Annotated in this window: 26 protein-coding genes; 4 read left to right on the plus strand and 22 right to left on the minus strand. The window is 54.7% G+C overall.

The annotated features are described in order from the left end of the window. The first annotated feature begins 455 nt into the window (after nt 1–455). The 3 genes from mutY (at nt 456) to MJ923_RS14725 (ending at nt 2,804) form a co-directional block, all read left to right on the plus strand. Entirely contained in the window at nt 456–1,562 is a 1,107-nt protein-coding gene (mutY, locus tag MJ923_RS14715; protein ID WP_240591743.1) for an A/G-specific adenine glycosylase, read from the plus strand. A gap of 3 nt (nt 1,563–1,565) precedes the next feature. After that, entirely contained in the window at nt 1,566–1,841 is a 276-nt protein-coding gene (locus MJ923_RS14720) for an oxidative damage protection protein (RefSeq protein ID WP_126167648.1), read from the plus strand. Between the two features lie 402 nt (nt 1,842–2,243). After that, a complete protein-coding gene (locus MJ923_RS14725) occupies nt 2,244–2,804 on the plus strand; it encodes a hypothetical protein (protein ID WP_240591744.1) in 561 nt (186 codons plus the stop codon). A 6-nt stretch (nt 2,805–2,810) separates the two neighbouring features. On the opposite strand, the gene MJ923_RS14730 is transcribed toward MJ923_RS14725, so the two are convergent. The 15 genes from MJ923_RS14730 to MJ923_RS14800 all read right to left on the minus strand — a co-directional run bounded on the left by MJ923_RS14730 (nt 2,811) and on the right by MJ923_RS14800 (nt 18,328). Further along, nucleotides 2,811–3,032: a hypothetical protein gene (locus MJ923_RS14730; protein ID WP_240591745.1), complete on the minus strand. Its 222-nt coding sequence runs from the start codon at nt 3,030–3,032 to the stop codon at nt 2,811–2,813. Continuing rightward, entirely contained in the window at nt 3,029–4,858 is a 1,830-nt protein-coding gene (locus MJ923_RS14735) for a hypothetical protein (RefSeq protein ID WP_240591746.1), read from the minus strand. Before MJ923_RS14735 ends, MJ923_RS14730 begins: the two co-directional genes overlap by 4 nt. Then, nucleotides 4,858–5,154: a hypothetical protein gene (locus tag MJ923_RS14740; RefSeq protein WP_240591747.1), complete on the minus strand. Its 297-nt coding sequence runs from the start codon at nt 5,152–5,154 to the stop codon at nt 4,858–4,860. The genes MJ923_RS14735 and MJ923_RS14740 overlap by 1 nt, the downstream gene beginning before the upstream one ends. Continuing rightward, nucleotides 5,147–6,136, minus strand: a complete 990-nt coding sequence (locus MJ923_RS14745) for a hypothetical protein (RefSeq protein WP_240591748.1) — start codon at nt 6,134–6,136, stop codon at nt 5,147–5,149. The genes MJ923_RS14740 and MJ923_RS14745 overlap by 8 nt, the downstream gene beginning before the upstream one ends. A gap of 29 nt (nt 6,137–6,165) precedes the next feature. Beyond that, nucleotides 6,166–8,637 carry a hypothetical protein gene (locus tag MJ923_RS14750; protein WP_240591749.1) on the minus strand — a complete coding sequence of 824 codons (2,472 nt, stop codon included), beginning with the start codon at nt 8,635–8,637 and terminating at the stop codon, nt 6,166–6,168. A 14-nt stretch (nt 8,638–8,651) separates the two neighbouring features. Further along, nucleotides 8,652–9,017, minus strand: coding sequence for a hypothetical protein (locus MJ923_RS14755; protein WP_240591750.1), 366 nt, complete (start codon nt 9,015–9,017; stop codon nt 8,652–8,654). Next, nucleotides 9,014–12,739, minus strand: coding sequence for a tape measure protein (locus MJ923_RS14760; protein WP_240591751.1), 3,726 nt, complete (start codon nt 12,737–12,739; stop codon nt 9,014–9,016). Before MJ923_RS14760 ends, MJ923_RS14755 begins: the two co-directional genes overlap by 4 nt. Nucleotides 12,740–12,821: 82 nt before the next feature. Further along, a complete protein-coding gene (locus MJ923_RS14765) occupies nt 12,822–13,568 on the minus strand; it encodes a phage tail tube protein (RefSeq protein WP_240591752.1) in 747 nt (248 codons plus the stop codon). An 11-nt stretch (nt 13,569–13,579) separates the two neighbouring features. After that, a complete protein-coding gene (locus MJ923_RS14770; protein ID WP_240591753.1) occupies nt 13,580–14,011 on the minus strand; it encodes a phage tail terminator protein in 432 nt (143 codons plus the stop codon). Nucleotides 14,012–14,021: 10 nt separating this feature from the next. After that, nucleotides 14,022–14,447, minus strand: coding sequence for a gp436 family protein (locus MJ923_RS14775; RefSeq protein ID WP_240591754.1), 426 nt, complete (start codon nt 14,445–14,447; stop codon nt 14,022–14,024). Beyond that, on the minus strand, nt 14,447–14,887 hold the full coding sequence (locus MJ923_RS14780; protein ID WP_240591755.1) for an HI1506-related protein: 441 nt from the start codon (nt 14,885–14,887) through the stop codon (nt 14,447–14,449). Before MJ923_RS14780 ends, MJ923_RS14775 begins: the two co-directional genes overlap by 1 nt. A gap of 80 nt (nt 14,888–14,967) precedes the next feature. Further along, nucleotides 14,968–15,888, minus strand: a complete 921-nt coding sequence (locus MJ923_RS14785) for a Mu-like prophage major head subunit gpT family protein (protein ID WP_240591756.1) — start codon at nt 15,886–15,888, stop codon at nt 14,968–14,970. A 5-nt stretch (nt 15,889–15,893) separates the two neighbouring features. After that, nucleotides 15,894–17,144, minus strand: coding sequence for a phage protease (locus tag MJ923_RS14790; RefSeq protein ID WP_240591757.1), 1,251 nt, complete (start codon nt 17,142–17,144; stop codon nt 15,894–15,896). A 99-nt stretch (nt 17,145–17,243) separates the two neighbouring features. After that, complete coding sequence (locus MJ923_RS14795) at nt 17,244–17,606, minus strand: hypothetical protein (RefSeq protein WP_240591758.1); 363 nt, start codon at nt 17,604–17,606, stop codon at nt 17,244–17,246. Nucleotides 17,607–17,752: 146 nt separating this feature from the next. Next, nucleotides 17,753–18,328, minus strand: a complete 576-nt coding sequence (locus MJ923_RS14800) for an SOS response-associated peptidase (RefSeq protein WP_240591759.1) — start codon at nt 18,326–18,328, stop codon at nt 17,753–17,755. Nucleotides 18,329–18,619: 291 nt separating this feature from the next. On the opposite strand from MJ923_RS14800, the gene MJ923_RS14805 reads away from it, so the two are divergent. Then, nucleotides 18,620–18,877 (plus strand): hypothetical protein, encoded by a 258-nt coding sequence (locus tag MJ923_RS14805; RefSeq protein ID WP_240591760.1) that lies wholly within the window; start codon nt 18,620–18,622, stop codon nt 18,875–18,877. Between the two features lie 178 nt (nt 18,878–19,055). Here the strand turns inward: MJ923_RS14805 and MJ923_RS14810 are convergent, their stop codons facing one another. The 7 genes from MJ923_RS14810 to MJ923_RS14840 all read right to left on the minus strand — a co-directional run bounded on the left by MJ923_RS14810 (nt 19,056) and on the right by MJ923_RS14840 (nt 25,737). After that, complete coding sequence (locus MJ923_RS14810; protein ID WP_240591761.1) at nt 19,056–19,868, minus strand: hypothetical protein; 813 nt, start codon at nt 19,866–19,868, stop codon at nt 19,056–19,058. Between the two features lie 216 nt (nt 19,869–20,084). After that, nucleotides 20,085–20,552 (minus strand): phage virion morphogenesis protein, encoded by a 468-nt coding sequence (locus MJ923_RS14815; RefSeq protein ID WP_240591762.1) that lies wholly within the window; start codon nt 20,550–20,552, stop codon nt 20,085–20,087. Beyond that, entirely contained in the window at nt 20,552–20,764 is a 213-nt protein-coding gene (locus MJ923_RS14820) for a hypothetical protein (RefSeq protein ID WP_240591763.1), read from the minus strand. The genes MJ923_RS14815 and MJ923_RS14820 overlap by 1 nt, the downstream gene beginning before the upstream one ends. Next, complete coding sequence (locus MJ923_RS14825; protein ID WP_240591764.1) at nt 20,764–22,251, minus strand: phage minor head protein; 1,488 nt, start codon at nt 22,249–22,251, stop codon at nt 20,764–20,766. Before MJ923_RS14825 ends, MJ923_RS14820 begins: the two co-directional genes overlap by 1 nt. Next, complete coding sequence (locus tag MJ923_RS14830; RefSeq protein ID WP_240591765.1) at nt 22,251–23,879, minus strand: DUF935 domain-containing protein; 1,629 nt, start codon at nt 23,877–23,879, stop codon at nt 22,251–22,253. The genes MJ923_RS14825 and MJ923_RS14830 overlap by 1 nt, the downstream gene beginning before the upstream one ends. Continuing rightward, nucleotides 23,879–25,453: a terminase family protein gene (locus MJ923_RS14835; protein WP_240591766.1), complete on the minus strand. Its 1,575-nt coding sequence runs from the start codon at nt 25,451–25,453 to the stop codon at nt 23,879–23,881. Before MJ923_RS14835 ends, MJ923_RS14830 begins: the two co-directional genes overlap by 1 nt. Continuing rightward, entirely contained in the window at nt 25,453–25,737 is a 285-nt protein-coding gene (locus MJ923_RS14840; protein WP_240591767.1) for a hypothetical protein, read from the minus strand. Before MJ923_RS14840 ends, MJ923_RS14835 begins: the two co-directional genes overlap by 1 nt.

Here is a 25,737-nt window from a genome sequence, read left to right on the forward strand (position 1 = left end):
CGCAAGCCCCGAAGCTGAAAAAGTATACCAGCAGCAGCGCCTGCTGACAGCCTGAATTCCCAGCCGTTTTCATAGCGCTTTTCGACAGCCTGCTGCGTCCGGCTTGTCCCCTGGGCGCAGCGAGGCTACACTGCCCGCCAATCCTTAGGGAAGGTGCGAACAAGTCCTCACACAGCTCTGGCTGTGATAGCGACGACAGTTCAAGGCATTCAACTGAATGCATGCCGGGGCATGGCGAAGTTGAATAACGCCGAAATGGTGTTGCTATCAAAGCCCCGTAGGGCGTGACTTACATCGGTATCTGCCGCGTTACAGCTCTTGCGAAGGACTAAGGCCATTGGCTGCGAACTGTGCCTTGCATCTATCCGCTGTAAGCTCACGCAGAGCAAGCACGGGGCTTATTCGCACCTTCCTTAGCTTCACACTCAGGTATTCAGGAGCGGTTCGCACCTTCCATGGCAGCAACTCACCCCAGCGCCTCCTTTGGCGAGCGCATTATCAACTGGTACGACAAACACGGCCGCAAGAGCCTGCCGTGGCAGCAAAATAAGACGCCTTATAAAGTGTGGGTGTCGGAAATCATGCTGCAGCAAACCCAGGTCGCCACTGTTATCCCCTACTTCGAACGCTTTATGGCGAGCTTCCCCACGGTAAGCGACCTGGCAAACGCCCACGAAGATGAAGTGCTGCACCACTGGACCGGCCTTGGCTACTATGCCCGCGCCCGTAACCTGCATAAGGCCGCGCAAATTATCCGCGATGAGCACGGCGGAGAGTTTCCCACCGATTTTGAGGCTGTTCTCGCCCTGCCCGGTATTGGCCGCTCCACCGCGGGTGCCGTGCTGTCGCTCTCTTTGGGGCAACATCACCCCATTCTCGATGGCAACGTAAAAAGAGTGCTGGCACGCCACGGCGCCATCGAAGGCTGGCCCGGTGAAAAGCGGGTCGATACCGCCCTGTGGCAGCTCACCGAAGCGCTGACGCCAAAGGAAGATATTCAAAAGTACAATCAGGCGATGATGGATATGGGCGCCAATGTCTGCACCCGCAGCCGCCCCAGATGTGGCGATTGCCCGGTCGCCATCGACTGCAGGGCCCAGCTCGCAGGTCGCCAGACCGAGTTTCCCGGCAAAAAGCCAAAAAAGACCATTCCCGCCCGCGAAGGCTGGATGCTTATTCTGCAGCAGGCAAACACAGTCAAGCTTATCAAGCGGCCACCCAGCGGCATTTGGGGCGGCCTCTGGTGCTTCCCGCAGTTTGACAGCCAAGAGGCACTCAATAATTTTGTCGAAACCAATGGCTTTGACAGCAAAAAGCTTGCCCTGCTCGATGGCTTTCGTCACACCTTCAGCCACTTTCACCTCGACATTCAGCCGGTAAAACTGCGCCTTGGCAGCCCCCAGGCTGAGGCGCTTATCATGGAAGATAACCTGAGTCTCTGGTATAACCTCCTCCAAGGCGAAAATCTTGGGCTTGCCGCCGCCACCGAGCGCATTCTGGCGAGCCTTGTAAGCGAACTTAAGCAAGAATCCGGCGGCAACGCTGCCGCCAACAAGGAGTAAAACATGGCCCGTACCATTCAGTGTGTCTATCTGGGTAAAGAAGCCGAAGGCCTGGATTTCCAGCTCTACCCCGGTGAACTCGGCAAGCGCATTTTCGACACCATCAGCAAAGAAGCCTGGGGCGAGTGGCAGAAAAAGCAGACCATGCTTATCAATGAGAAGAAGCTCAATATGATGAATATGGAACATCGCAAACTGCTCGAAGAGCAAATGCAGCTGTTCCTGTTCGAAGGCAAGGATGTTGAAATCGAAGGTTATGTTCCACCCAAGCCGGAATGATTTTGGGATGTGTAGCTGTAGCGCGCCGACCTAAATGTAGCGCGCCGACCTAAATGAGAAATGGCGGCGCCTATATGAGAAAAGAGAAAGGCCCAACAGGGGCCTTTTCTGTTGTAGCACGCCGCCACGAATGACAAATGTCTACGGTACTTTAGGCACCGCCCTTCGTGCCATGCAGACCACTGATAAATTAAAAAATTGGTGTTGAATCACAGACTACTTCCACAAACGTATTAATCTACTAACTCACCATTTACAGAACGCTGGCCACTATCTACATTCAAATTATTCAGTGTTTTGGCTGGACCATATCGGCGAGTGCTCAGTGCGAGTTTTCCTTACATCCAATACAAAATCTCGATGCAGTACTGAATCAGAAACAATATTTCAGGGATTAGAAAATTGTTTAGTCAACTTTTAATACTATCTGCCGTGCTCCTATCGCTTGTGACTGCCGTCACAATTGCTCTTTTTTATCAATCAGATACATCACAGATAGGCATTTCACCTTCCGAATCAGCCCCCAAAATAGGTGACCGAAACCATTTGGTAAACTTGCTAGACTTCATTATGCAGTACCCGCTAGCAGAACCTGTTGAGCTGGGGATCCTCTCAAGTCTACAAAAAACATGCATCTCATCCCCTAAGGGAGCTTTGCATCTATCTTGGCAACAACTTGAAAAACAGTTATTTCGCATACTGATGGAACACTCTGATCAAGAAAAAAATGGCGAGCTTTCCCTCGAATTTTTATTGTGGACCGACATCGAGAATGAGCTACCAGGATTTGCTCTCCCGATAGAAGTTGACCGAGCCTTGCTCAGAACCATGATCGAGATTGACAAAATAATGGTAAGAAACCCGATCATGCCCTTTACCAGCGAACAGTCAGAGAAATATCTCAAGCTCTCAGCTCATCTCATCAATCAGATGCGACACTTCAAGCAAATTAAGCCTATCTGATTGATCTCACACTTCAATCTCAGTAAATGGCAGGTCGGCGGCTTGGCCTTGGAGCTGACCGTCGATGATGTAGACCTTGCCGCTGGCAATACCCTCCCCTAACACAGTCTGATAGCTGCCATCGACGTGCTGCACTGTCGTCATGCCATTTGACACCGATACAACGGTCGCAACAGCACGTTGAGGCTTGGGATTAAGCTGGCTAAATCGCTGGTAGAGGTTGCTCATGCTGCATTCCTCAACAGGGTTAAACTCTGGTTAACCACCACTTTACCCTCTCCGTTAACCGCTGCATTTAACTGCCAGCTGTCGCAAACAGCTTTAAATAATGATGCGCCACGGCGAACGCCAACTAACATGCCGGGTCTGATTGGTGGCAGGTCGGCCATCAGCTTGGTGCGGATTTGAGTCTGTAACTTGCTCCCGGCCTCAGCCAACTCGTGAGTGCCCCGCATTCTGGCGGCTTGGTTGTCAGTAATAAGCTTCTCGACAATATCACCACTAAAGGCATCGCCTGCGGTTCCGAAGCGTTTCACTCTAGCGGCCACACCAAGCTGCTCACCACGCACAAAAACCGCATTTGCATCCGAACGCAGGTCTTCACGCTCGCTCATTTCCAAAATAACTGAATCATGCAGCACCACATCGGGGGTGGCTGTATCTGTCGCCCAGGGCGACACCGGCCAGCGAGGTATGAAGGTAATGGTGCGGGTTTCACCGTCTACATCGAGCATGGCGCCAATGCTTGATGCCATCATATTCAACGCCTCTGCGGGGGTCTTTTGTGCATAGCTCCATGCCGTCGCCGGGACGTTGTAATCGGTTATGGCCGAGGCAATGTTCCAGCCTGTGTTAGCCACAATGTCTGAGGCCAGCCCCAGAAAGCTTCGAGCCACCTGGTTGGTATAGTTCACGGCCTTTTTATAGGGTGTTGCCAGCTCTGCAAGCAGCCCACGTCCCGATGCGGTAAAGGTAGCCTGGCCAAATCGCTCACTGGATGCTGAGGTGCCAACAACCAAATAAAAGTCATAGCCATTGACCGTTAACCTCACCGACTGCCCGGCTGCCCGGTCAGCATCGCCCTTTGATGAAAACACCATATTGCAGGTGCAAGCCCATTGGCTTCGAGAGTGCTGAATAGACACAGAGCGCAGTACAATCGGAAGCTGGTCAGTCATGCGGATACAGGTTATTTGCGGTGTCATTAAATAACTCCTGCGAATTTGGGGCTCTATGGGGATTTTCAGGTTGAGCGGAGGCAGGATTGGCGGGCCGTCAATCAGGCCGCCACCACCTACCCACTCACAGACCATGGGCTCAGTGTCAAAGCGCAAATCAGTAACCCCAACACTGGATCCATAGGGTTCATCAAACAGAATAGTGATAGGGCTTTTTGGCTTACGATACTGATTCGAACACACCCGCTTGCGCTCTGGTATGCCCCAGCGGATCCTGCTGCAAACACCTGCAGGCGGTGAAAACCACGCCAGTTTTGGCCGCGCTCCAACAGGGTGCGCTTTTAGCCAGGCGGTACCATGCCGCAGTCCGTCTGATGGCCTGTCTGACCATGCCAGCGCTGGCGTATCCCGCACGGGTGGCATGGTCTGCCACTCACTGGCGCTTTGGCTTTCAACGGTTTCGGGGCTGTCCCAATCCACGCCTACCGACTGCCGCACCGAGGCGGGGTTATCCTGTGACAAACTGCAACGGTTTTCTTCTGCAAGTGGTGAGTCCCATTCAATCGCACTCTCGGTATTGATAGCCTGGGCTTGCCAGGCTAAGGCCGCCCGGGTATCGAATGAAACGCTTTCACTGGCCAGCAGCAGCTGCTGCTCTGCCGCTGTAAAGTCGGCCCAGGCAATGCCCACCTGAATACCGATTGAATCATCGACTGGCTCAGGGGTGGTACCCCCGCCAAATTGCGGGGAAACTGGTGAGCGGGCATTGAGCCAGGGCTCATCAAACTGAGGGGAAACCCCCGTTACCACCGGGCTAAAATCCAGGGGTGAGCTGGCATTAGGCCAGGATTCATCAAACAGGATTGTGACTGGCATTAGCCCACCTCGTTGGCATCCCCTAATTCTGCCTGAATGCCGTCCGTGGCCTTGGCATTGAACTGCTCATCATCATCGACAATCAACAACAGCAAATCGCTGCTGTTTTCATAGCCGAGGCCAAAGAAGCAATTCTGAGTATGGCCATTGGCAAAAGAGCCATGCCGCAGCACTGCCATGGTGCGCCTGTCCAACACCAAGAAACGCTCTGCATTGGGGTCAGCATTCACGATGGCGAGCTTGGCCATCTGGCGCGGGATAGTTTTATCAATCCCAAACGTAATCAGATTATTCATACCATTCCTCTGCGTTTACCCACAGGTTGCAGCCACCACTGTTCGGGTTCGATAACAGGTAATGCTTTTGACCATTTATCACTCTGGTTTGAGGCCAAAGCTGGTCAGAAAAACCTGATGTGGACATTTGCCGCAGGCCGGGGAATCCGCCCCTGAACAGCGGTGCCAACAGGCTGTCTTTTATCAAAGTGCCTTCGCTGTCAGTTCCTGAGTTGTAGGCGGCTACAGCGGAGTAAAGCAGGTGACGGCCATACACGGGGTTAGGGCAGCCGGTGCCTGGTGTATTAGTTGAGCTAGAAGCTCCAAAGCTATCAAATGGTAAGCGGTGCCTATACCACTGTTTACTTTGTGTTCCAGACGTTTCGGCAAGTGGAACCGCATTAACCCCAGATGAAATGTATCCAAGGCATCTTGACCAATGTCCGGACGCTTCATTGCTTGATAAAGATGCCACCATCAATGTGTGTTCAGAGGCATCATTGGGGTAAGCGCTATCCAGGGCGCCAACACCAAAACAGGGGTGCTCTACCGTAGCGTTAAACATATATGGCCGATTATCAGAGCCGGTGAAAATGTAAAAGCTGATAGGGGTCGCCAGAATAATCCACTTGTTTACGTAGTAGCCATAGAATGCGTTCTGGTAACTGGCGTTTGGTACCGTATCCCAATTGGGGTCAAGGCCTGTGACTAACACGCCTGAGCGGTTGAGCATCGTGGCGTTGTTTTGGGTTTCCTGTCCATCCTTTGGCCACAGCTTCCAAAAGCCGCCGGTGTGACCTGGGATATTCATCGCCGTCTGAAACATCACCTGCTTGCTGGCCTCGTTCTCGAACGCAACCGACCAACCTGCACCGGGCTTGGTGCCATAACCATCCACCAAACACTTCTTAAATACATCAATCCACTCTGCAGCTGTGCGATTGACAAGCTGAGGGGCGCCGGGGTCGTCCCAGCGGTACTCAATGACGGGTAAAGCTGCCATAAATTGCTATCTCCAAGATGCGCCCCGGTTTACAGGGCTGGATTTGATGAACGGTTGCCACGGAAGCCCAGCACTGAACGGTCAACCTCTATCTGACTGTGACCAGAAGCGGTGGTGCGAATAAGCATGGCTGGCTTGCTGGCGGCGTAGGTTGGCCATCGAATGGCCTCACCCACTTGCCAACCGCCGCCAAACGCCTGAAAACGGATGATGAAATATGGCTTCCCGGTGAGCGGGTTAATGGGGCTAAAGTCGTTTAAGGTGTCACCGGTGGCGATTTGACCGATACGCTTACCGACACAGCGGAACGTGGTGGAGCTGGAAAAAATCAGCACCCATTCTTCATTCACCGCGCTGTCGTTTTGTACTTCAATCGGATAATCCACATAGTTGAAGCTGGCGGTTGCCGGGGTGCCATCCTGGTTCCAGTTATCGTCCCAAGACGACATATCCCGTACTTGTCCTACCCGCGCCTGCAGGCTGCCCAGCTTTTGCACTGAGGCCACCACGGCGCCCGCTGGATAGGTTCCTTCCAGCGGCTTTGACAGCTGCAAAGACTTCTCGAATACCTCAAGCACCTGCGCCAATTCGCCAATGGTATCGGTGAGCAAAAACGGTGCGGTGAAACCGGCAAAGTCGCTGTTAATGGTCACCACGCCGGTGGTTGAGTCATAGCTGTAATGGGTATTGGCTTCCGTCCACAGGCTCTGACCGGCGGCATCCGTTATATCGACAAACTGCGCCCCTGCCCTCACGTTCTTGGTCTGGCCGCTCGCAGGGCTTGCAACTATCTGCGTTTGGGTGTGCTGGATGGCTACCGCATTCCAGGCATTGAAAATAGGTACCACCCCTGCGTTTTGCAGCCGCAGCGGGTTCAGGCCAAACAGCTCAGGCGGCGGGTTGAGTGTAACCAGCTCAGATACGTCATAGCGGAAGCTGGTCAAATCAACATCCTGGGCAAAACTGATTTGCACTGTGTTGCCGCTGATGCTGCCACTGGTGACACCATTACCGGTAATCACGCCCGCCGCATCGCTGCTGCCGCTGAGCAAAGTGCTGCCATCGGCTGAGTTGACGGTGAAATAAAAGGTTTCGGGTATGGGGCTGGTAATCGACATGTTGAATGCCGCTACGTTTTCCTCAGACAGCCCAGGCTCAGCCAGGCACTCAAAGCTGACGGTAAAGTCGCCACGCGCATCAGGGAACTTGGTAACAGTGCCATCGGCATAATCCAATTCGACAAACTTGCGGCCTGAGCTGTCAACAAAGCCCGCCTCAGTTTCCCGCAGCACGATATTGCCCGAACCATTGGTAAAGGTGATGGTCATTATCACGGTACCGATGGCAATCTTATCTGAGCTTGGCAGTGGACTGCTTGACTCATAGTGGTGGTACCGCAGCCCGGATACGTATTCCAGGCTAACACCATTTATTGCCACACCGACCCCACCGCCAATCGTAATGCTCCTGGTTGCTGAGGCTTTGCTGCCGGTGACTGATACACTCCAGCGATAACTGCTTCTGATGCCGCTCGCTTTGGGGGCCAAGCCCAGCACCTTATTGACAAAATCCGTATTAATCAGGTCTGGCACATCGAAAATATAAGTAGACTGCCCCGACACTTCCGGCAGCGAAACCACCCGTTTAATCACCTGTGACGGCACATCAGAGGTGCCCTGAGCTGACAGTGACAAACCAGCATGGGGCTTGGCGGTTTTCACCCGGGGCAACAGTTCAGCCACGGTGTTTTGCACTGCCAGCAAAGATGAGCTGTTTTCGGCGGTCAGGCGGGTGACGCCGTGGTATTTTACATCGGCGTTCTGGCTGGTAAGACGCAGCTTGGTGCAACCAGACTCGCCGTTAATAACCACATCGCGGTCTGGTGTGTCAAAGGGGATGGGCGGTTTGAACTGCACTTGCCCTTCCTGGCCACCGGTCACTGTGCGTTGAATTTCACAAAAATGCTCAAACCGGGGATAGCGGGCATCTTCGTTGCCTTCATACTCAACACTGATGCAAATAATCTGCCCCTGCAGCAAGGTCACGTTGGCCCAATAGTCACGGTCATTAAAGCGGTACATGGACTGCAGATAAGGACGGGGAAAGCTGTCCTGACCGGCCAGCAGGCCAATCAAGCCATCACGGATTAACTGCCCTGCCCGCACTGAACTTTCCAGCATGTCCACCATGTCCTTGCGGCGACTCTCATCATCCAGCAAAGAGCTTTCCGCAATCATCAGGGTTACCAGCGGATCTGTAGGGGGTTCACTGATAAAAATGTGTGCATCAATCAGGCTCTCTGTGTCAGCCGTATCGAGGGCTGGAAAGCATTTGGCAATCTCTACCGCACTTTCAGCATGATCAATATCAGACAGGCCCGGGAACAGGGCGTTGATTACCCCCGATGCGACCTTGTTTATAGTGCGCTGACCACCGGCATCCGGTGAATCACCGCCTTGTTGCGCCTTGAAGATTGCCAGGTTTGAGCGGGTGTATGTCATTGTGATTGTCCCTGTTAAACGGTCATTAAACGCAGTGTTACTGCGTCATAAAACTCGGGTGCTTGGTCTGCGTAGTTCACGCTGGGCACCCCGAAAACCGGCTGGCTGCTGTAGTCCCACATCACGTTGTAGCTCTCGCCCTGGATAACCAGCTCAAAGCTGGCGGCGCCGCTGGCGATGGCATGAGTTTCCAACTGGTTAAACAGCGCAGCCGCCTCGCCCTCACTGAAAAGCACAATTGACCGTCCGGCCTGAGCAGCCGCCACCTCAATGTGCTGACTGCCATCCAGGGAATACTCCTGATGCACTCGCCAGGGGCTGTATCCAGTGCGGTTTTGCCAAATAAACTCGGGCAGTTCGATAGCGTCTAATGTGATCATGATGCCCCCTTGATGCGTTCCAGCTCGGCCAGCAGCTGCTCGCCAAATTGCCCAAAAACCTCAGCCTCAATCATTCGCCCGGATGGCATCACCAATTCGAGACGCACAACATTTTGAGCGCCGCCGCTGGCCAGCGCTGCACCAGGTGCTGAAATACCAGCGCCCGCTGCGGCTTGTTGGGTAGGTGCTTGAGACACGGTTTTAGCCGCTGCTCCACTTCGGGTTTCCCGCTCGCGCTGCTCACGCTCAGCTTTGTCTGCGGCGGCTTGCTTTTGCTTAACCCGGTACACCTCTTCAGCAAGGCGCAGCGCCTCGCTGGCAGCGGCCATGGCCTCTCGGTCCTGGGCTTTTTCGGCGGCCTTGAGTTTGTCTTGCAAATCGCGCTGTTGCTGCTGATATCGGCGTTTTTCGATGGCTGCCTGATTGTCGTTAAGCTGATCAAGCTCATCCTGCAGATCCCGCACCGTCCCCTGGATGTCATCGCGAAGGTCTTTGAGTTTTTGCCGGGCGGCGTCGATGGCGCTCTGCAGTGGCTTTAAGTCTTCTTCACCCAGGGTGCGGATTTGCAGACGTGACGCTTTGGCGATGGCATCAATTTGCTGCAGCGTGATGCCAGAGCTGGCCAGTTGCTCGGTCCAGCGTCGAATAGACAGGGTTTCACTGATGATTTGCCGTTCACGGATAAAGCCTTGATTAGAGAGCTTTGCCAACTCTCCCCAAAAGCCCGTAGTCACCCGCGAGTTTCGGATGATCATATCCGTCAGCTCATCCTGACGGGCTGTGAGCCTTTCGGTACTGTCGGCGCTGAAGTTGAACTTTTTATTGAGGTGTTCAAAAGCACCTGCGAACAGGTTTACATACTCAACCGCTCTGCCGGTTGTCTGCTGTAAGCGCTCCAGTTCCTCGCGCTGCTCAGCCAATGTTTTAGTGGCCTGACTGGCAGCTTTGGCGGCGTTTTTCTGTGCGTCTGAGTAGCCCCCCATCAGGCGTTGCAGCACGCTGAGCACATTACCCAGACGCTCTTTTTGCTCCAGGTACTCAGCGGCGGTGATGCCATTGTCCTGGTACGCTTTTTCAAGCCGCAGCAATTCATCTGACACAGCCTCATATTTGGCTTTCAGCTGCGAGTAATTAGCCGCTTCCAACGCCTGAATTTCTGTCAGCGCCTGAGTCTGCTCGCCTAACTTCTTTTGCAGTTCCCAATGGCGCTTGGTGGCTTCGGCTTTATCTTTTTCACTGGCCGTGCTGGAGTTCATTTCATTGCGACTAAGGGCAAGGTTTTCGCGAGTGTTTTCCAGCTCCTTTGCCAAGCGATTATGCTCTGGTGTCAGACCTTTAACAGTCTCGCCATATTGCTGCTGTTTACGAGTCAGCTTGTCGAACTCTTCACTAAGCTGAAGCGCTGCTGCCTGCATTTTGAGACTGTCCGGTACGGCTTTACCATTCGCCTCTGCTGCTACGATCGCGGCGCGGGCGTATTGAATAAACGCATCCCGCACCTTATCTACCGGCTCTTTGGCATCACGGATAAGCTCAAACGCAACACGGGACTTTTCGGCAGTATCTTGCAGTGAGTTGGCACTGGTAATGCCCAGCTCTTTGTATGCGGCTTCCAGCGCCTCAGTGCCCTGGGCCACCGCATCAAGGTAGGTTTGCTGCGCCTCAAACTTGCCTTTCAGCTCTTCCAGCAGGCTCACGTGAGCACGGTACTCATCACCGGCATCTTTGAGTGATACCAGGGCAACATCCACCATGCGGATAAAGCCGCCCATGCCCCCCTTGAGATTGTCGAGGCTGCCCGCCTGGCGGCTTAAGGTGTCGGTAAGCTTAAGCGCTTCATCCACTGTGATGCGGATGGGTTCTGACATGGTAGCGAGTGCAGCCGTGGCAGTGTCTGCCGCATCCGCAATCTCTTCTACCGCCTTCGCTGCCGCTTTATATTTCCCTATTGCCTCGTCATAGATAATCAGCCCCTTTTCCTCGGCCTCATGAAACTCGGCCATGGTGCTGATGGCTATGCCAGTCTCCTCGCTCAGCTCTTTTAGACGTTCAGCTTTTTCCTTGGTGCTCGCCGCTGCTTCGCGCTCTGATTTTGCCTGGGCCTCCTGGGCTACGAGCATGTCCTTGTAGGCAAAGCCAACCGTCACCAGCTCTTCTATCAGCCAGAGGTACAGCCCGGCACGGCCAACGGCGGCAAGCGCCGTTTTCCATTTGCCTGCCGCCAGGGTGGCGGCGTCGGTTGCGGCTGCGGTACCGGCGATGACGGCGGTGTAACTGCGCATCGCGACCATGGCGGCTTGGGCGCCCACCACCACGTCACTGAAATAGCTACCCACCTTGAGCGCCAGCCAGGCTTTGGCCACAAAGCCAATTTCTTCGCGGTAGTCGTACAAAAGCCCCATCACGTCTTTGATGGCAGCACCGGCAGACACTATGGTGTCACTGAAGGCTTGTGCCCATTCCTTGAGGCGACCATCGGTGGCCATGACGGCAAACTCGGCATTAAGTTCTGATAACTGGCTCTTGAGCCAATCGAGTGCGCCGCTTTGGGCCACCAGGTCATAAAACTGGCTGAGGTTATCTTGAAGGTTTGAGACCTGACCAGACAAAAGCGCCATCTGCGCCGCCGCACTGCCCGCGCTGCTGCGGCCCATTTCGTCCATCAGCTGCTGGATAACGTCGCGGCCAAGCTTGCCCTGCTCACTGAGTTTTTGCAGCTCCTGGGTATTCTTGCCGGTGATATTGGCGAGCATGTCCCACACGGGCACACCACGCTCGACCAGCTGCAGGATCTCTTCGCCCTGCAATTTCTGCTTGGCCCATGCCTGCCCCAGCGCGAGCGCGATGCCTTCCACTTCCTGGAATGAGCCACCCAGCTTTAATGCCTGGTCAACTACCGCCTGCATCGAGCCATTCATGGGGTCGAGGCCAAAGGCTTTGAGCTTTACAAACACCTGGCTGACTTCTTCAAGTTGTAGCGGGGTGTTTTTGGCAAACTCCTTCACCCAGGCTGTGGCTTGCTTGCCCCCTTCGATGGAGCCCATCAGCGCCTGAAACTGTACCCCAAGGCGTTCGAACTGGTCGCCGGTGGTGAACACATCCTTAACAGCCTGGGCGACCCTATCAAAGCCCACATAAGCGGCAGCCAGGGCGGTAACCTGGGCCACCACACCTCGCAGCCCTTCGGCGCTGGCGCGTGCCTGGGCGTCGCCCTCGTCCAGCTCTTTGGTGAACCGGTCAACCTTGCGCCCGGCATCATCGAAGCCCACGCCGAGCTTACGCTGTGCTATGCCTAAGTTGTTATAGTCGATGCCGGATTTGGACAGCGCCTGCTGCAGCCGGGTGTGGCTGGCGGATTGCTCTGCCAGTTCCTGCTGCATCTGCTCCAGCTCTTTCTCGGCACTGTCAATGGAGCGGGCCAGTTGGGTGAAGGGTTCATCGGTGCGCTCGGCCTTACGGCGCAACTCTTCCAGCGACATAGCAGCTGCAGTGAGCGCCAGTTCCTGCTCTTCCAGCGCATTGCGGCTGGCCTTAAAGCTGTTGATGAGTTCCTGCTGGTTGCCAAGCTCATCGATTTCATTGGCGAGCGCCTTGGCCTTGGGATTAACACTGTCTGAGGTTTCGCCAACGCGCAAAAGCTCCGCGACCAGGGCCTCGATGCTTTGCTTGCCGGTGGCCTCGGCCACTATGCGCAGTGCCAATTCCAGGGAGGTGTTGCTCATGCAAAATCCTGTATTTAATTGGGTGTTAATGAGGGATTAAAGGCTCCAAACAGCGGTTTGGAGCCTTGTTGTGGTGGTGCCGTTAGGCGTCCAGCTCCATATACTCAAAGGGCGAGTCTTTACCGGTTTTAAGCTGCGCCTTACCCGCAAGGGTGCCTGACACAAACTCAGCAGCGGCAAAGTCGATTGCCTGGGTCGAGGCCAGTGAGGCATCGAAGATATCCAGCGAAATCGGCTTACCGGTTTCCAGGTTGGTACCCTCACCGAAGATCCGCGCCCGGGTTTGCGCCTTGATACCGCCCTTAATCAGGGTACCGCTGATAGCGTTGTGCTGGGCGGTAACGGTAATGGCGCCGCCTGACGCAACCGCTCCACCTTTGAGGGCGCGGATAAGGCCCAGGGCATAGTTGACCTCGTAGTCGGTGCCCAACGTCAGGGTGGCGGCGTCTTTCTTGACCACAAAGGCCGCTTTGGCAAAATTACGCTGCCCCAGCTCCAGCCAGCGCTGGTTATCCGGCAAGGTAAAGGGCTCATCTGTGAGGTTGCCCGAACCGGTATTCACCACAGTGGCATCACCCATCAGCGCCATGGCCAACAGGTCGGCAGGAACGTCGTCAAAGGTCCACTCCACTTCCACCGGCTTGGCGATTTTCACCACGCTCAGCGCCTGGCCATAGCTCTCTTTCTTACGGCTGCCGCGCACCTTTTCGTCGGCATCGGTTTTAATGGCCAGTTTGGTAGTGTTGATAGGACCAACAACCCCGGTTGATTGCCCAAGGGCATTGAGTCGGTCAACGAAGAAGTTGCCCGCGACTAACAATCCAGACATAAGATGTCTCCTTACTTGTTGTTGAACTTAAGCTGGACACTGAAGGCCAGCGGGAAATAGGCGTGGCTCTGGGTGTACCTGGGCTTTACCGCAGCAGGTACCCGCAGGAACGGTCCCAGGGTTTGGTTTTCAAGCGTCGCCGTTTTGCCCGCCACCGCTTTGAGCACCCCGGCAATCAGCTTGCCGGGGGTTTCATGCAGTGACAGTCGGCAGGCCACCACCACCAGCCAGGTTTGCTTTACCTGCACATTGGTGCCGCCCTGGGCCGAATCCGGCAGGGTGTCGCCCTGGTAGAGCACATGAAGCGCCGGGGTCACCTGGGCACGTTCATCCACATCACCCAGCTCGTTCTGGGCGTAGACCTTGCGCACCCCGGGCACATCGGCGAGCAAAGACTTGAGCGCATCACCGGCTATCAGGTAGTCATCGATAAGCACGTACATACATCCCCCCTCAGATAAAGCCCTTACTGCCAGCACGGCTGAACACGCTGCCCGCGCTTTCAATCACGGCCACCGGGCCGCTGGGCTCTATGGGAGTGTCGGATGCCAACCCGAGCTGGATGTCCCCCTTGCTCACCAGAGTCAGCCACTTGACCACCGCCTGATAGCGCTTCTCGACCTGCTCCGGGGCACGGTCGCCCAGGAGCAGATAACGGGCCACATCACAGCAGCTGCGAATAAGCACCTCGGGCGCCTGCGCCAGTGGCAGCTGATAACGGCCAGCCAGATAGCTGTCTATCTCGGCGCTGGCATCTGTCAGAGCCTGCTCCAGCACCGGCTGGTTTATCGCACCTGGGGTGGAGTCCTCCCGTTCGGTAAGCAGCACCAAATCCTGCTCACCAAAGCGGCTCACCATATCGGCGGCGGTGGCGTACATCAGGCCGTTGCTCCGCTACCGGCGGCTGCCTGATAGGCCAGCCACTGCGCATCGCGCTCAGCCGCCGTCAGGGTTTTACCCATCAGCTTGCCCAGGACTTCAAGCTGGGGCTTGCCACCGCTGGTGAAGTGCTCCCTGTTGTCTGGCTCAAGGGTTGCCACGGCCTCGGCAAAGCTCAGTGCCTTATCACCGTTTGCTGTGTCCAGACTCCCCGGCGCTGAAACCAGCGCAGACTGCGGTACGGGCTCACCGTCAGGAGAGCGCAGCTCCAAAAGGATGCGGGGATCGGCCTCCAGGGCGGCAACCTGGTCTTCAGACAGGCTTTCGGGATCAAGCTTATTTTCGCCCCGTTTAAAGCTAAGACCGGCGCGGCGATAGCCATCATGGGCGAGGCACACAGCGATAAGCACAGCAAGCTTTGAGATAGTCGGATTCGCCATTTCATGTTTCTCTCTCTGGGTTTATGGCCTCAGACTGAGACCGGGCTTTGGCTCACTTCCCTGTGAGCCAAAGACATGGGTTACAGACCGGGTACCACCAGCAGCTCAAGCTTGCCCTTAAGCTCGTTCTGTACCGAGGTGCCGCTTTCATCAATCAGCTCGCGGGTCAGCAGCTTGGTCGCCACATCTTCGAGGCTGGCCGGTACCACCAACAGACTGGGGCGGATTTTGAGCTTCTTGCCACCATCACGGGTGAAGCCCTTCATCTGCTTGATGGTGTCCCAGAGGTTGTCAGCGTTCAGCGCACGCTTGTTACCAAAGGCCATCTGCCAGAAACCAAAACCGGCCTCACAGCGCATGTCAGCACCAAACTGAAACTCGTTCTTGGTCCACACCGCAGGATCGGTAGGGTTAAACAGGGTGTTCAGATCCAGCTTGCGGCGCTCCTGGAAGATGAGCGGCAGCAAAGGACGGGTGGTATCCAGCACAAACCAGGGTTCGCCGGTGTAGGCACCATCAACAGCCATGTTGGCCACAGAGGCATCGGCGCCGGTGCCATCATGCTTGGCATTCACCGGGTGGTCGGTGTCAAAGAAGTTCTGACCGTCGTAGCACAGTGAGGTAAAACCGGCGGCAAGCAGACCAAACACCAGCTCATCGGGGAACTCCACCCCTTCCTGGGCGAGCATGGCGACCATCGGCTTGTAGGTACCCACGGTATCGTCTTCAACATCATCGCGACCGATGCCGATGGTGTTTTCAAAGGTGCGGTTGGTGATGGTGTAGCCGTGTTCTTTGATGGAGTTGATAACCCGGTCACCAATCCATTCACGAAACGAAGGCATCGCACCCAGCCAGCCATAGGTGTTGGACTTGGTATTGCTGGGCACTACGCTGGCCACCTTGTTGTAAAGCGGCTCCACGTTCATCAGTGCATTTTGAAACTCTGCCCGCACCATGGTGCGCAGGGCCTGCAAGCTTGCAGCATTAATCGCAGCCATCAGGGTTACTCCTTGTCAGCGGCTTTGGCCTTGGCGAAGTCTGCTTCAGACATGCCCCAGGCGTTGGCCAGTTGTTTTTCTTCAGCAGACAGTGCCGCCAGCTTGGTGTCCTGCTCTTTGGGAGCGGGCACCGTGGTGGTCTGTTTTGCGGTTAATGCGGCCAACGGCTTGCGGGCATCGAGGTTCGCCGAAAGCGCCGCCATCGACTGCTTACCCAGGGCTTCCAGGTAGTCTTTTTCGCAGGCAAAGGCACGGCCATCATCGATGGCGGCTTTCACGGTTTGCTCCACCGTTAAGGCGCCGTTCTCGGCGGTCAGTGCCGTGAGCAGCTCACGCAGGGCATTGACCGTGGCAATGGGCACATACTGGCTCAGGTCAACCTGGCCAACAGGCATGGCAGGCGGATTGGCAGAGAGCGCCGCCAATTGGGTTTGCAGCCCGGCGACCTCTCCGGCCTGGGCTTCAAGGGCACAGAGTGCAGCCAGGGCTGCAGCTGCCTGCTCTTCGTTAAGCTCTGTGCCTTCCTCAAGGGAGACGCCGAGCTTAGCCAGCAGTTTTTTCAGGGTGTCATTCACGGGTTTCTCCTCCGTGTTGGGTGGGGTTGGGTGAACTTGTGGTAAGGAGTCCGGCAGTCCAGAGCCTTCGGCATCCAGCCGTGCAGGCAGCCCTGAGCCAGCGGCATTCAGCCGTGCAGGCAGTCCTGAGCCCAAGGCTGCAAGCCGCGCCGAAAGCTCAGCCAGGGGCAACATGCCATCGACGCCGGGGCGATTGGTCAGGGCGCCGGAGTGGATAAATTGGGGGCGGCCTGTGGCGGTGTCATAGCCAAAGACCAGCGAGAAATAGCGGTATTCCTTGGCAGCAAGAAACGCCAGGGCTTTGTCGGTAAAGCGAGGTTTAATGAACAGTCCTTCACCGGGACGGTAGGCCACATCCCTGATGCTGAACCAACCGGCAGCCGGTGCCGGTTCGCCGTTCTTTTCTTTGTTCAGCGTCTGGTGCTCGTAATCCACCACCAGATCACCCGCCTGATGCGGGGTGTTGGCTTGCAGCGCGGCAAAGGCGATGCTATCCATCAGCCACTTGCCACTGGCAACATCGTGGGGGCGGCCATCCACCGCTGCAAACGCACCATCGGGCAGCGCTTGAACCCAACCTTCATCGTCGCCAGTTGCCCCGGCGCTGCCTATCTCAAAGGCAATGGCAGAACTTAAGGCGGCGAGTTGCAGCTGCTGTGATTGACGCTTTGCGGTAGACATAAAAAATGGGCACTCACGGTATTAAACCTAAACTGAGTGCCCATTTTGTCGGGGAAACTAACCCTTCTGGATTGGAAAGGTTTCGGGTTAGAAAGGAATTTAGTCCACTGAAATTAGCTTTTCTCTCGCAAAATTCAGCATACCCTCAAAGTAGCTAGGAAGATGATCCAGGTGCATACCTTCGAAGTACCAACCGTCATCCTTACTGGCAAAGTTAAAATGGCTGTCTTGTACATTCACATTCACCTGATGGAATTGTTCACTGTTGGCGTGCAGACGTTCTGGTTCAACACCCGTATTACTTTTAAAAGCAATCATCAACTTACCATCATAGTAAATTCGGTAATGAACTTCAGAATTCACGGCGTCAACATCAAACTCACCTCGTCCGAATTCACGGTATTCCCAATTGTTATAAGTGGACTTTAAAGCATCAAAAAATATTTTAAGTTTTACATTCATAGGAATATCTCACTACAGTCAAAATCATCGTTCGCGCATTCCCTGAACCAAGTTTCCCAGTAGTTATAGAAGTGTAGTTCGACTTTCATGAAGTGGACAACAACTGCTATCCAACAGGTTTACGGGCTATAAAAGCCCATGAAACATTAACTTCGATTTATCAGAAAAGGCAGCGAAGGAGAATGCAGCAACACATCAAGATTTTCAGAGACACTGTTAAACCAATAACCCACGGCATCAAGCGGTACCAATAAGGGCATGCGGTTGTGGTACTCGGCGCACTGCTGGGTCGGGGCCGTGGTCAGGGGAACCAGCTGAGGAGCTGTTTGCTCATAATAGCTGGGGTAATAGATGCCAGCCATCAGTAGAGGCTCACCGGCGGGATGGCTGAAGGCATACTTATGTTTAGTGCCAGCCTCTGTGCGCCACTCATACCAGCCGGAGCATGGCACCAACACTCTGTGCTCCCGAAATGCTTTGGCAAAGGTCTTCTTTTCCCGCACAGTTTCGGCCTGGGCATTGATTAAGAGCTGCTTGGCCCACTGCGGCTTGATGCCCCAGCTGCAATCGAGCTGTGCCAGTTGCCCTAGGGCCTTATGAATAGCGGCAAGGGGTTGAGTTGGCCGCAGATCGCTGTTGCTGTGGGTGCTAAACTTAAGCCCCAGCACATCCTGCACCCAGATACAAAGAGGATCGTCTATTACGTTGAGGCGTCCGCACATGTTGCATTCTCAGTAGTGTCCCACGGTGAACATTGCTCAATCCGCGCCGCTTTTCAAGAAACTAGTCACTTAACCCCCTTTAAATGCCCTTTAAAACCGTCAGAAAGCCGTTAACCCCTGCTTTGTCTTATGTGGGTAGCGGCGCAGGTGGCTTTTGCGCTTTAGGGGCATTTTTAGGATGCTTGCCGCATCTGGCTGGCACAGGCAAGGTTTTGGGTCTAGGCTCAAGCTGCAAGTTGGCACGTAGCGATCAGTAATAGGCAGCGCCTTCAGGAAACGCAGGAGCAAGCGATGGAACGCAAATTCAGCTGGAAGCGGGTATTTATGGTGGCCGTGCCCGGGGCAATGTTGGTGACACTGGTTGGCTATTTCTTCATACCCAGCTACGGCTGCGTGGACAAACGAGAAGATCTTAAGCTGCTGTTCGCCGAGCGGGCCAGTCAACGACTGGCGCAAGGCAACACCAAGCCGTTGACCGTGGATATCCACTACCTAGAAGACACCGAGCAGTGGTGTTATGTGGAGGTAAAGGATTCAACTAATCCGTAAGCAAATACCTCAACAACTAAAGCCTGCAAGCTGCAGTGTCTGTGACGGCTCTGACGAAGGGCGATCGGTAGACTTCTGTGAATAGGGCCGCCGGGACACATAAAAATTGGGCACTTTTCGGTGATTGAGTGCCCATTATGCAGGTTGCTGTGGTCAGCGGTTCACGAAGTTTTCGGGCTTAGTCTTCTGTGCAAAGCTGTTTATATTTACGCTTAGCATTTCTTACTTGTATGTCGTCGACAAGCTTATCAAATGGAATATCAAAAGCAACATTTACAAAAGCGGCAATGGCTTGGTTAGACATTTCAAATTCATCTGGGATTCTAAAATAGGAATAATGGCCATCATTCTTTTGGGAAAATTGCAAAATTTCTAAAATTGCTCTAATTTGATCAGCATTAGATGGGCGTTCAGTTCTAGTGATAATTAGATCTAATTCTGAACTTGTCTCAATTAAGGCATTTTTAGCGTCAACCCCAAGCTGGATGACTACTTGACGAATAGATGGGTAATATTTTAGATCATACGGGCCGACTGTATTTCTCAACGATTCTTTTAAAAAGCTCTCAAACAGATAATTTGAACTCCCTGCATCTTCAATAAGTTTGAATAACGCATAGTGAGTATTACTTGTGAATGATGTTTTATTGTGAAACTGAGTTCGCTTATCCAATTGCTCGGCTAGTTCAAATGCCAAACTGGCAATTTTGTCATTAATGGCCTTCAATTCTTTTGGAGTATTCCTAACCTCCTCGACTTCATCCTCATTTCCGAATGCCACTGCGTCAATCACCAAGTCAATTAATCGATTCATCTGAGGAATCGTTAGTGTCTGGTACATGATATTGATGTGTGACTCAAGCTCTGAATATCGCTCTAACAATCGCTGAATTACCGCATAGTCTGAGCGCTGTCTCTTTCCCTCGGCAGCTTTCTTTAGTTGCAACCGCAAATACTCAAATACGTTCAGCTCTGCAAACTCACCCATCATCCTATTCTCCGTTCTTGTTAAGTGGTGCTTTGCAAAGCTAACCGATCTCGAACCTAAAGAACCAATCTGAGTTAAGATTTTTTAAAGCCAACTGAGATTGCAAACCAGGATCCACCTTCCACCCCGTTTAAATCCCCCTGAAAGCCATTAAACCCTGTTTCGATGTGCCACGGCTCACCTTTGCAGACTCAAGCCGTTAAAATCGCGCCCATGGCTTCAGCCTTCAAACTGGTAATGCCCTGCCACCATTTCCAGCACACTGGCTTCGTCTTCGTCACTGAGGCCAAGGAACGGCCTTGCCGGGATCTCCTTACCGGGGATCATACTCTTGGGGGACGTGGTGCCGCCAAACTGCTGCATGGCGGCATAGACCATGTTGGAGCCCAGCTCCAAGCCCTGGTCATCGGCCTGATAGGCCAGCTGGTTTAACAGGATATCGTTAAGCCGCAAGGGCGTGGTTTGGTGGCGCGGTTTCAGCGCCTGGGTGGCGGCGCTCAATGGCGCCCAAGGGGTGCCATCCGGTGCAATTCCCTGGGCGTTACGTTCCTGATGACTAAAGAGCAGCATCTCGCCGATGTCATTCATCAGCGGCCCAAGCTTCTCGCCTTTGGCGGCAATGGCCGCAAGCTTGGCCGCCGCAGCCTCAAATCCCTCGGTGCTGATTTCAATCCGGGCGCCTGCCATTAGATCAAGCCTTCTTCCATTGCTTCAACGAACAACTCACGGTTTTCAGACACTTTTAAAAATAGTGCACCGTGTAATTCACCTATTTTTCTTGCCTCTGCACCCGTTGCTGTATCAGCCAGATAGTTAAATTCCCTAATCAGTGCCAATGTCAGTGGTAAGTCCAGAATGGCAATGGCACGCTCAAGTTTGGTGTTATCGCTTTTTATCATTAATTTTTCTGCTCCCGAATACCACTGGCATGCTGAACTGTTTGCACAATTGCCTGATAGAGCACCGGATTGTGAGCCTTAACGGCATCCGGGGCAAACAGGAAACAGGCAAACCATTCAGCAAAGGTTTCATAGTTATTACTTTTAGCATATTGCGAAACATAGCCAAACTCTGCCAGTGCAGTTTCGCCACCGTGAAAATGTACCTGATGTCCTATTTCATGTGCCCAGGTCGCCAACACTCGGGCGCTGTCTCCGCCCAGAGTCTGCGCTCTGGTGGAGATACTCCAGAGCGGTGCCCCCAACTGTGCCGCTTGCAATGCGTCAGCAGCTGCAGTGGCTAAGGTTTCCATTTTTACTTTTTTAAAGCTGGCACTGGCGGGCGACTTTACCACTACGTGTTGCCAGTGTTTGGCGGTAAAGCCATTGGTTCTTCTGGCATGGCGGCTGTAATACATATACCGGGCCTGAGCCTTATCGATACTAAGATAGGCTGCTACCTCATCGGCAATCTTGTTACCCGCCACGCCACTGCCCATTTCGGTTTGTTTCACAAACAATGTTTTGGCACCACGCGATTGGATGTACTGGGCCAGCAGCGCTTTGGGTTCCGGTGCCAACTGCTCCAGCAGCTGCGACAAGCCCTTGGCCTCGACGCCCTTTACCGATGAAAACACGCTATCCACCATTCTCGGTGAAGAGGTGCGCGGCGCAGCTGCTGGCGCCTTGGCTACTCTTGGCTCAGTGGCCGCTCTTGGCTTGGTGGAGAAGGTGGCTTTGGCTTGCAAGCTTGATTGCAATGTCTTGTTGGCATCTTCCAGATTCCCAGGGCGATATTCAAAGCCGGGATCAATGCCTCTGGGGATTTGCCTTATTTCGCCGGTGGCTTTATCCAGGTAATCCCGGTATTCAATGGCGGGCGAGCTGGAGACAGTCAGCCCCCGACGCTGCAGTTCTGCTGCACTCAGGCTGTACTTTTTGCACTTGCAGCCATAGCCATTGCTGGGGCTGTGTGTCTGCCACCAGGGATCGTCCAGCGGCAATACCAGATAATGCCATTTGAGGTGCTGCTCCCGAGGATTCAGTGAGTCCCCATGCACATAGATGCCGTAAGGGCGGCGCCCCTTGGTCGCCTCCATTTGCGCCTCGCGACCGGCGTTATAGCTCTGGCGCATGTTGGTGTCGTAGATAACTCTGGCGCGCCACGGCTCCGGGCCTGTGTAGTCCCAGCCATGCCTGGCCGCAATCGCGGCGAACTGCTTTTGAAACTCGCCCAGGCTAACGCCTCTGGCAATGGCATCGTCCACAGCGCCACGTAAATCATTCAGCAAGCTTTCACCCATGGCGCCTGCCACCATAAAGGCGCGGTTGTGGGCCTCACCCCAGACATCGCGCCAGCTCTCGGTGGGCATATTGAGCTTTTGCCGAAAAACCGCAATGGCCTCGGCAAAGGGCAAGCTGCCGTATTTGGCGGCGGCCCCAGGCATCAGCTTGCCTCCTCGGCATCGTCTTCCACTTCAATTTGCCCCAGCAAATAAGCGGCAGCGATGGCCTTTTGCAATTGGCTGCGAAGCGCCGAATCATCCAGCTCAAGTTCCGTGATGCTGTCTCTCAGCTCTTCCAGGCTGGAGGCGTTCAAAACCGCATCGGCCACGGGCTCCATCAGGCTGGCCATCAGCGCCCCGGCGTCGCGGCTCAGGCGCTCGGTCATTTGTGCCAGACTATCCTGAGTGAAAGGCTCCTCATTTAAAGCGGCCTCACTTAAAGAGTCCTGGGCTAAAGGCTTATCTGTAGAGGTGGCAGCAAGGGCTGCCAGTGCCACAGCAGGCTCTGCGTCCGGTTCTTTCGGCATGGTCAACACCGCCTCACCGTCCACCGGCTTGGGGATGCGGGTCTTGTCATGGAGCCACTGCTGCGGGATTTGCATGCCCATGCTGACAAACGCCCGCAGGGGATAGGCCAGCTGCTTAAAGTCCTCCGCTTCAGTGGTATCAAACACCAGACGCGGATAACGGCGCGGGCTTTGGAAGCCCTTGCAGTTGAGGGCATAGAGGGGCATAACCAGATCGCGGCTCAAGGTCTCGGCAATCAACATCAGGTCTGAGTCGCGCAGCTCTTCTCGCACCTCGTTGTGTACGTTACCCAGGGCATTGGTTGATGACTTGCCATCGGCCTGACTGGTTAAGGTACCGCCCAGGATAACCTTGCTCATGGTCTTTTCGGCCCAGCTGAACATCAGCTCAAACGGGTCTGCCTGACCACTGGCGGCGCTGTGAAAATCCATCACCATGCCCTTGGGCATAATGCCACCGGCGTTGTGGCCTATGCTCATTACCGCCTGCAACAGCGCCGATTTCTCGTCTGCACTGGCGCCAGCCGGATACTGACCAATCCGCAGCGGCAAACCGTAGATTTCTAGAAACTCCGCCAGGTCACGGATGGAATAATTTTTAAAGATGAAGGGCCACACCAGTTGGCGTACCAAACCCGAACGGCTGAGATAGCCACTCTTGGCGGGGTGCCGGTGGCTAATCCAGCCAAAGGGCCACAACTCTGCCCCTTCAGCGGTAGCATCACGCAGCCTCAGCTCATTACGCCGCTCAGGGTGAGGCATAAACCAGGATGGATCGCGATACTCCGGCGCCTCCACAAACCACTCACCAAGCTCCCGATGCCAGCTCAGCTCCAGCATGGCAAACCCCTTATGAATACCATCGGCCATGTCTTTGATAAGCTTGGCCATGTAGTTGCCTTCACTGAGCAGCTCTGACAAATAATCGGCATCATCACGCTCTTGCTGGCTGGGGTTGCGGGGCGGCTGGATTTGCCAATCTACGCCCATCAGGGCACGCTTGCGCTTATCCAGTTCCGCATACAGGTGGCCATCTTTTTCTTCCATGTCTTCGGCCAGCTCACACTGGGCGATGATGTCGCCCTGTTCGGCGGCTATCAGGATCTCGGCGGCCCTGGCTAGCGTGAGTCCACTGGATGGGTGCTCTGAGAAGGTACGGTGCAGTGATGCCAGACGCACATCGTCGGTTTGATACGCCTGTGCATCTTTCGTTTTAAAGGGGCGGCCCTGGCTGTCCACTATCTTGGATGTTCTTTCTTGCATTACCAGCAACCTCGCTGCGGGATGTCGTCGTCATTGTTTCGGTTTGCGCCCGCCAACTGGTTGCGGTGGTCGCTTTTGGGAATGGGGGTAAATTCGATGGGCGCGCCATCCAGCGTTGAGGCGTACACCATCAAAAACAAACTGATGGCCGCATCACCGTGGCGCTCTTTCTCCTTGCCGGTGCGCACCTCACCCAGGCAGGGGGTGCCTCGGCGGTTTACGCTAAGCGCCTGCAAGTCGGCGCGGGTGTCATCGTCGCGGGGGATGGTGATTAACGCATCTTCAAAGTGGGCTTTAAAACGGGGCATCTGCTCACGGTAGAAGCTTTCGCTCAGCATCACCGAGGCAATCACCTCGCTGCCGTATTTGTCCTGGGCGTATTCTGCCAAGGCTTGGCCGTTACCACGTGCATCCATGGCGCCGCCACGCAGCCGTGGCAGAGCATCGACTATGTAGTACAGGATTTGCTCCTGCTGGCGAAACGGAATGTTTTTAAGCTCCACCTGCAGCTTGGCGGTGATGTGTAGGTCCTGGGCAATTTCGCCCACGTTAATCACGGTTAAATCGCCTGAGCGGGCAAAGTCCTCGCCAAAGCAATGGGGGCGGTTTGGGTCGAGCGCATCGAGCACGCCTTTAAGCTCGTCCTCACACCACTTGAGCACTTCGGCAGCGCGCAGGCTCTCTGGCCACTCGCCAAAGTCATTCTTTTTAGCCAGGCGCACCACTGGGCCACTGTCTGTGACTGATGCCATACGCGCTTCAATTAACGCCCGGGAAAGATAAGCACCGCCGCCGGATTTGGGCACGCAGTAATACTCTTCCAACGCATCATCTTCGGTGGCGGTAGATTTAAGCAGCTCTGCTTTCCAGGCATCTTCGGCCGCCTGACTCCAGGGCTTGCCCCGGATTTGGCAGATACGCCGATACAGCCCCTCAGCGCAGGCATCATCCAAGGTAATCCGATGCACCGAGTAACTTTTTTTACCGGCGCGGGAGTCGTTAATCAGCTCGTTAAATAGGTTCTCCACTCCGTTATGGGTAGAGATAAGCCGCACCTTGGCGCCCCACATGGTGAGCGCCAGCGCCGCTTTGAGCACCTCGGCCAAACGGTCGTGAAAGGCGGCTTCATCGATGGTGACATTGCCCTGCATCCCGCGCAGGTTTGAAGGATTCGATGACAGTGCCTGAATTTTAAAGCCGGAGGCGAAGTAAATGGCGAAGGTGAGGATCTCTTTGCCATCCTGCCCAGAATCGATGAACACCTCTTCGCTGATCTCGCTGCCAGCCTTATCGAATACCTTGGCCCACATGGCGGCGGCATCGATAAACTCCCGCGCCATTTCCTTGTTAGAGCCCACGTAAAAGTGATTGGTACCGCCCTCACCCCGGCTGCTGGCTGCCGTAAGCACCGCATCGGCGGCCTCGGCCCAGGTCAGGCCGGTACGGCGTGACTTTTCGGCAATCTTGAGCGGCGCAGGATCGGCGACCCAGCGGCGCTGATAGCCGAGCATTACCTCACCTGGATCAAATCCCAGCAGGTCTTCGTGATTGGGCACGGCGGCAACAGCAGACATCAGCGGCTACTCCACCAATGGGCGACAGCGGCCTTCAGCTCACCGCTACGCTCGCGCCACCAACTTGGCTTTAAAAAAGCAAATGACACCAGATCCCAGCCAACGCACCAAACTTTGGTTAACCCGGCACGCTGAACGGCCACAGGAACAATGCAGACGATGGTTTCAATGTGAATGCCATCGGCGCGCCACTCGTCGAGGTATTTGGGATCAACATGGGTATGAAAGCCCCAGGTCTTTTCATGCCCCTTGATGGTGATGTTACACAGCACTTTTTTAGCCAT

The organism is Shewanella zhuhaiensis (assembly GCF_022484835.1).
Lineage (GTDB): Bacteria > Pseudomonadota > Gammaproteobacteria > Enterobacterales > Shewanellaceae > Shewanella > Shewanella khirikhana.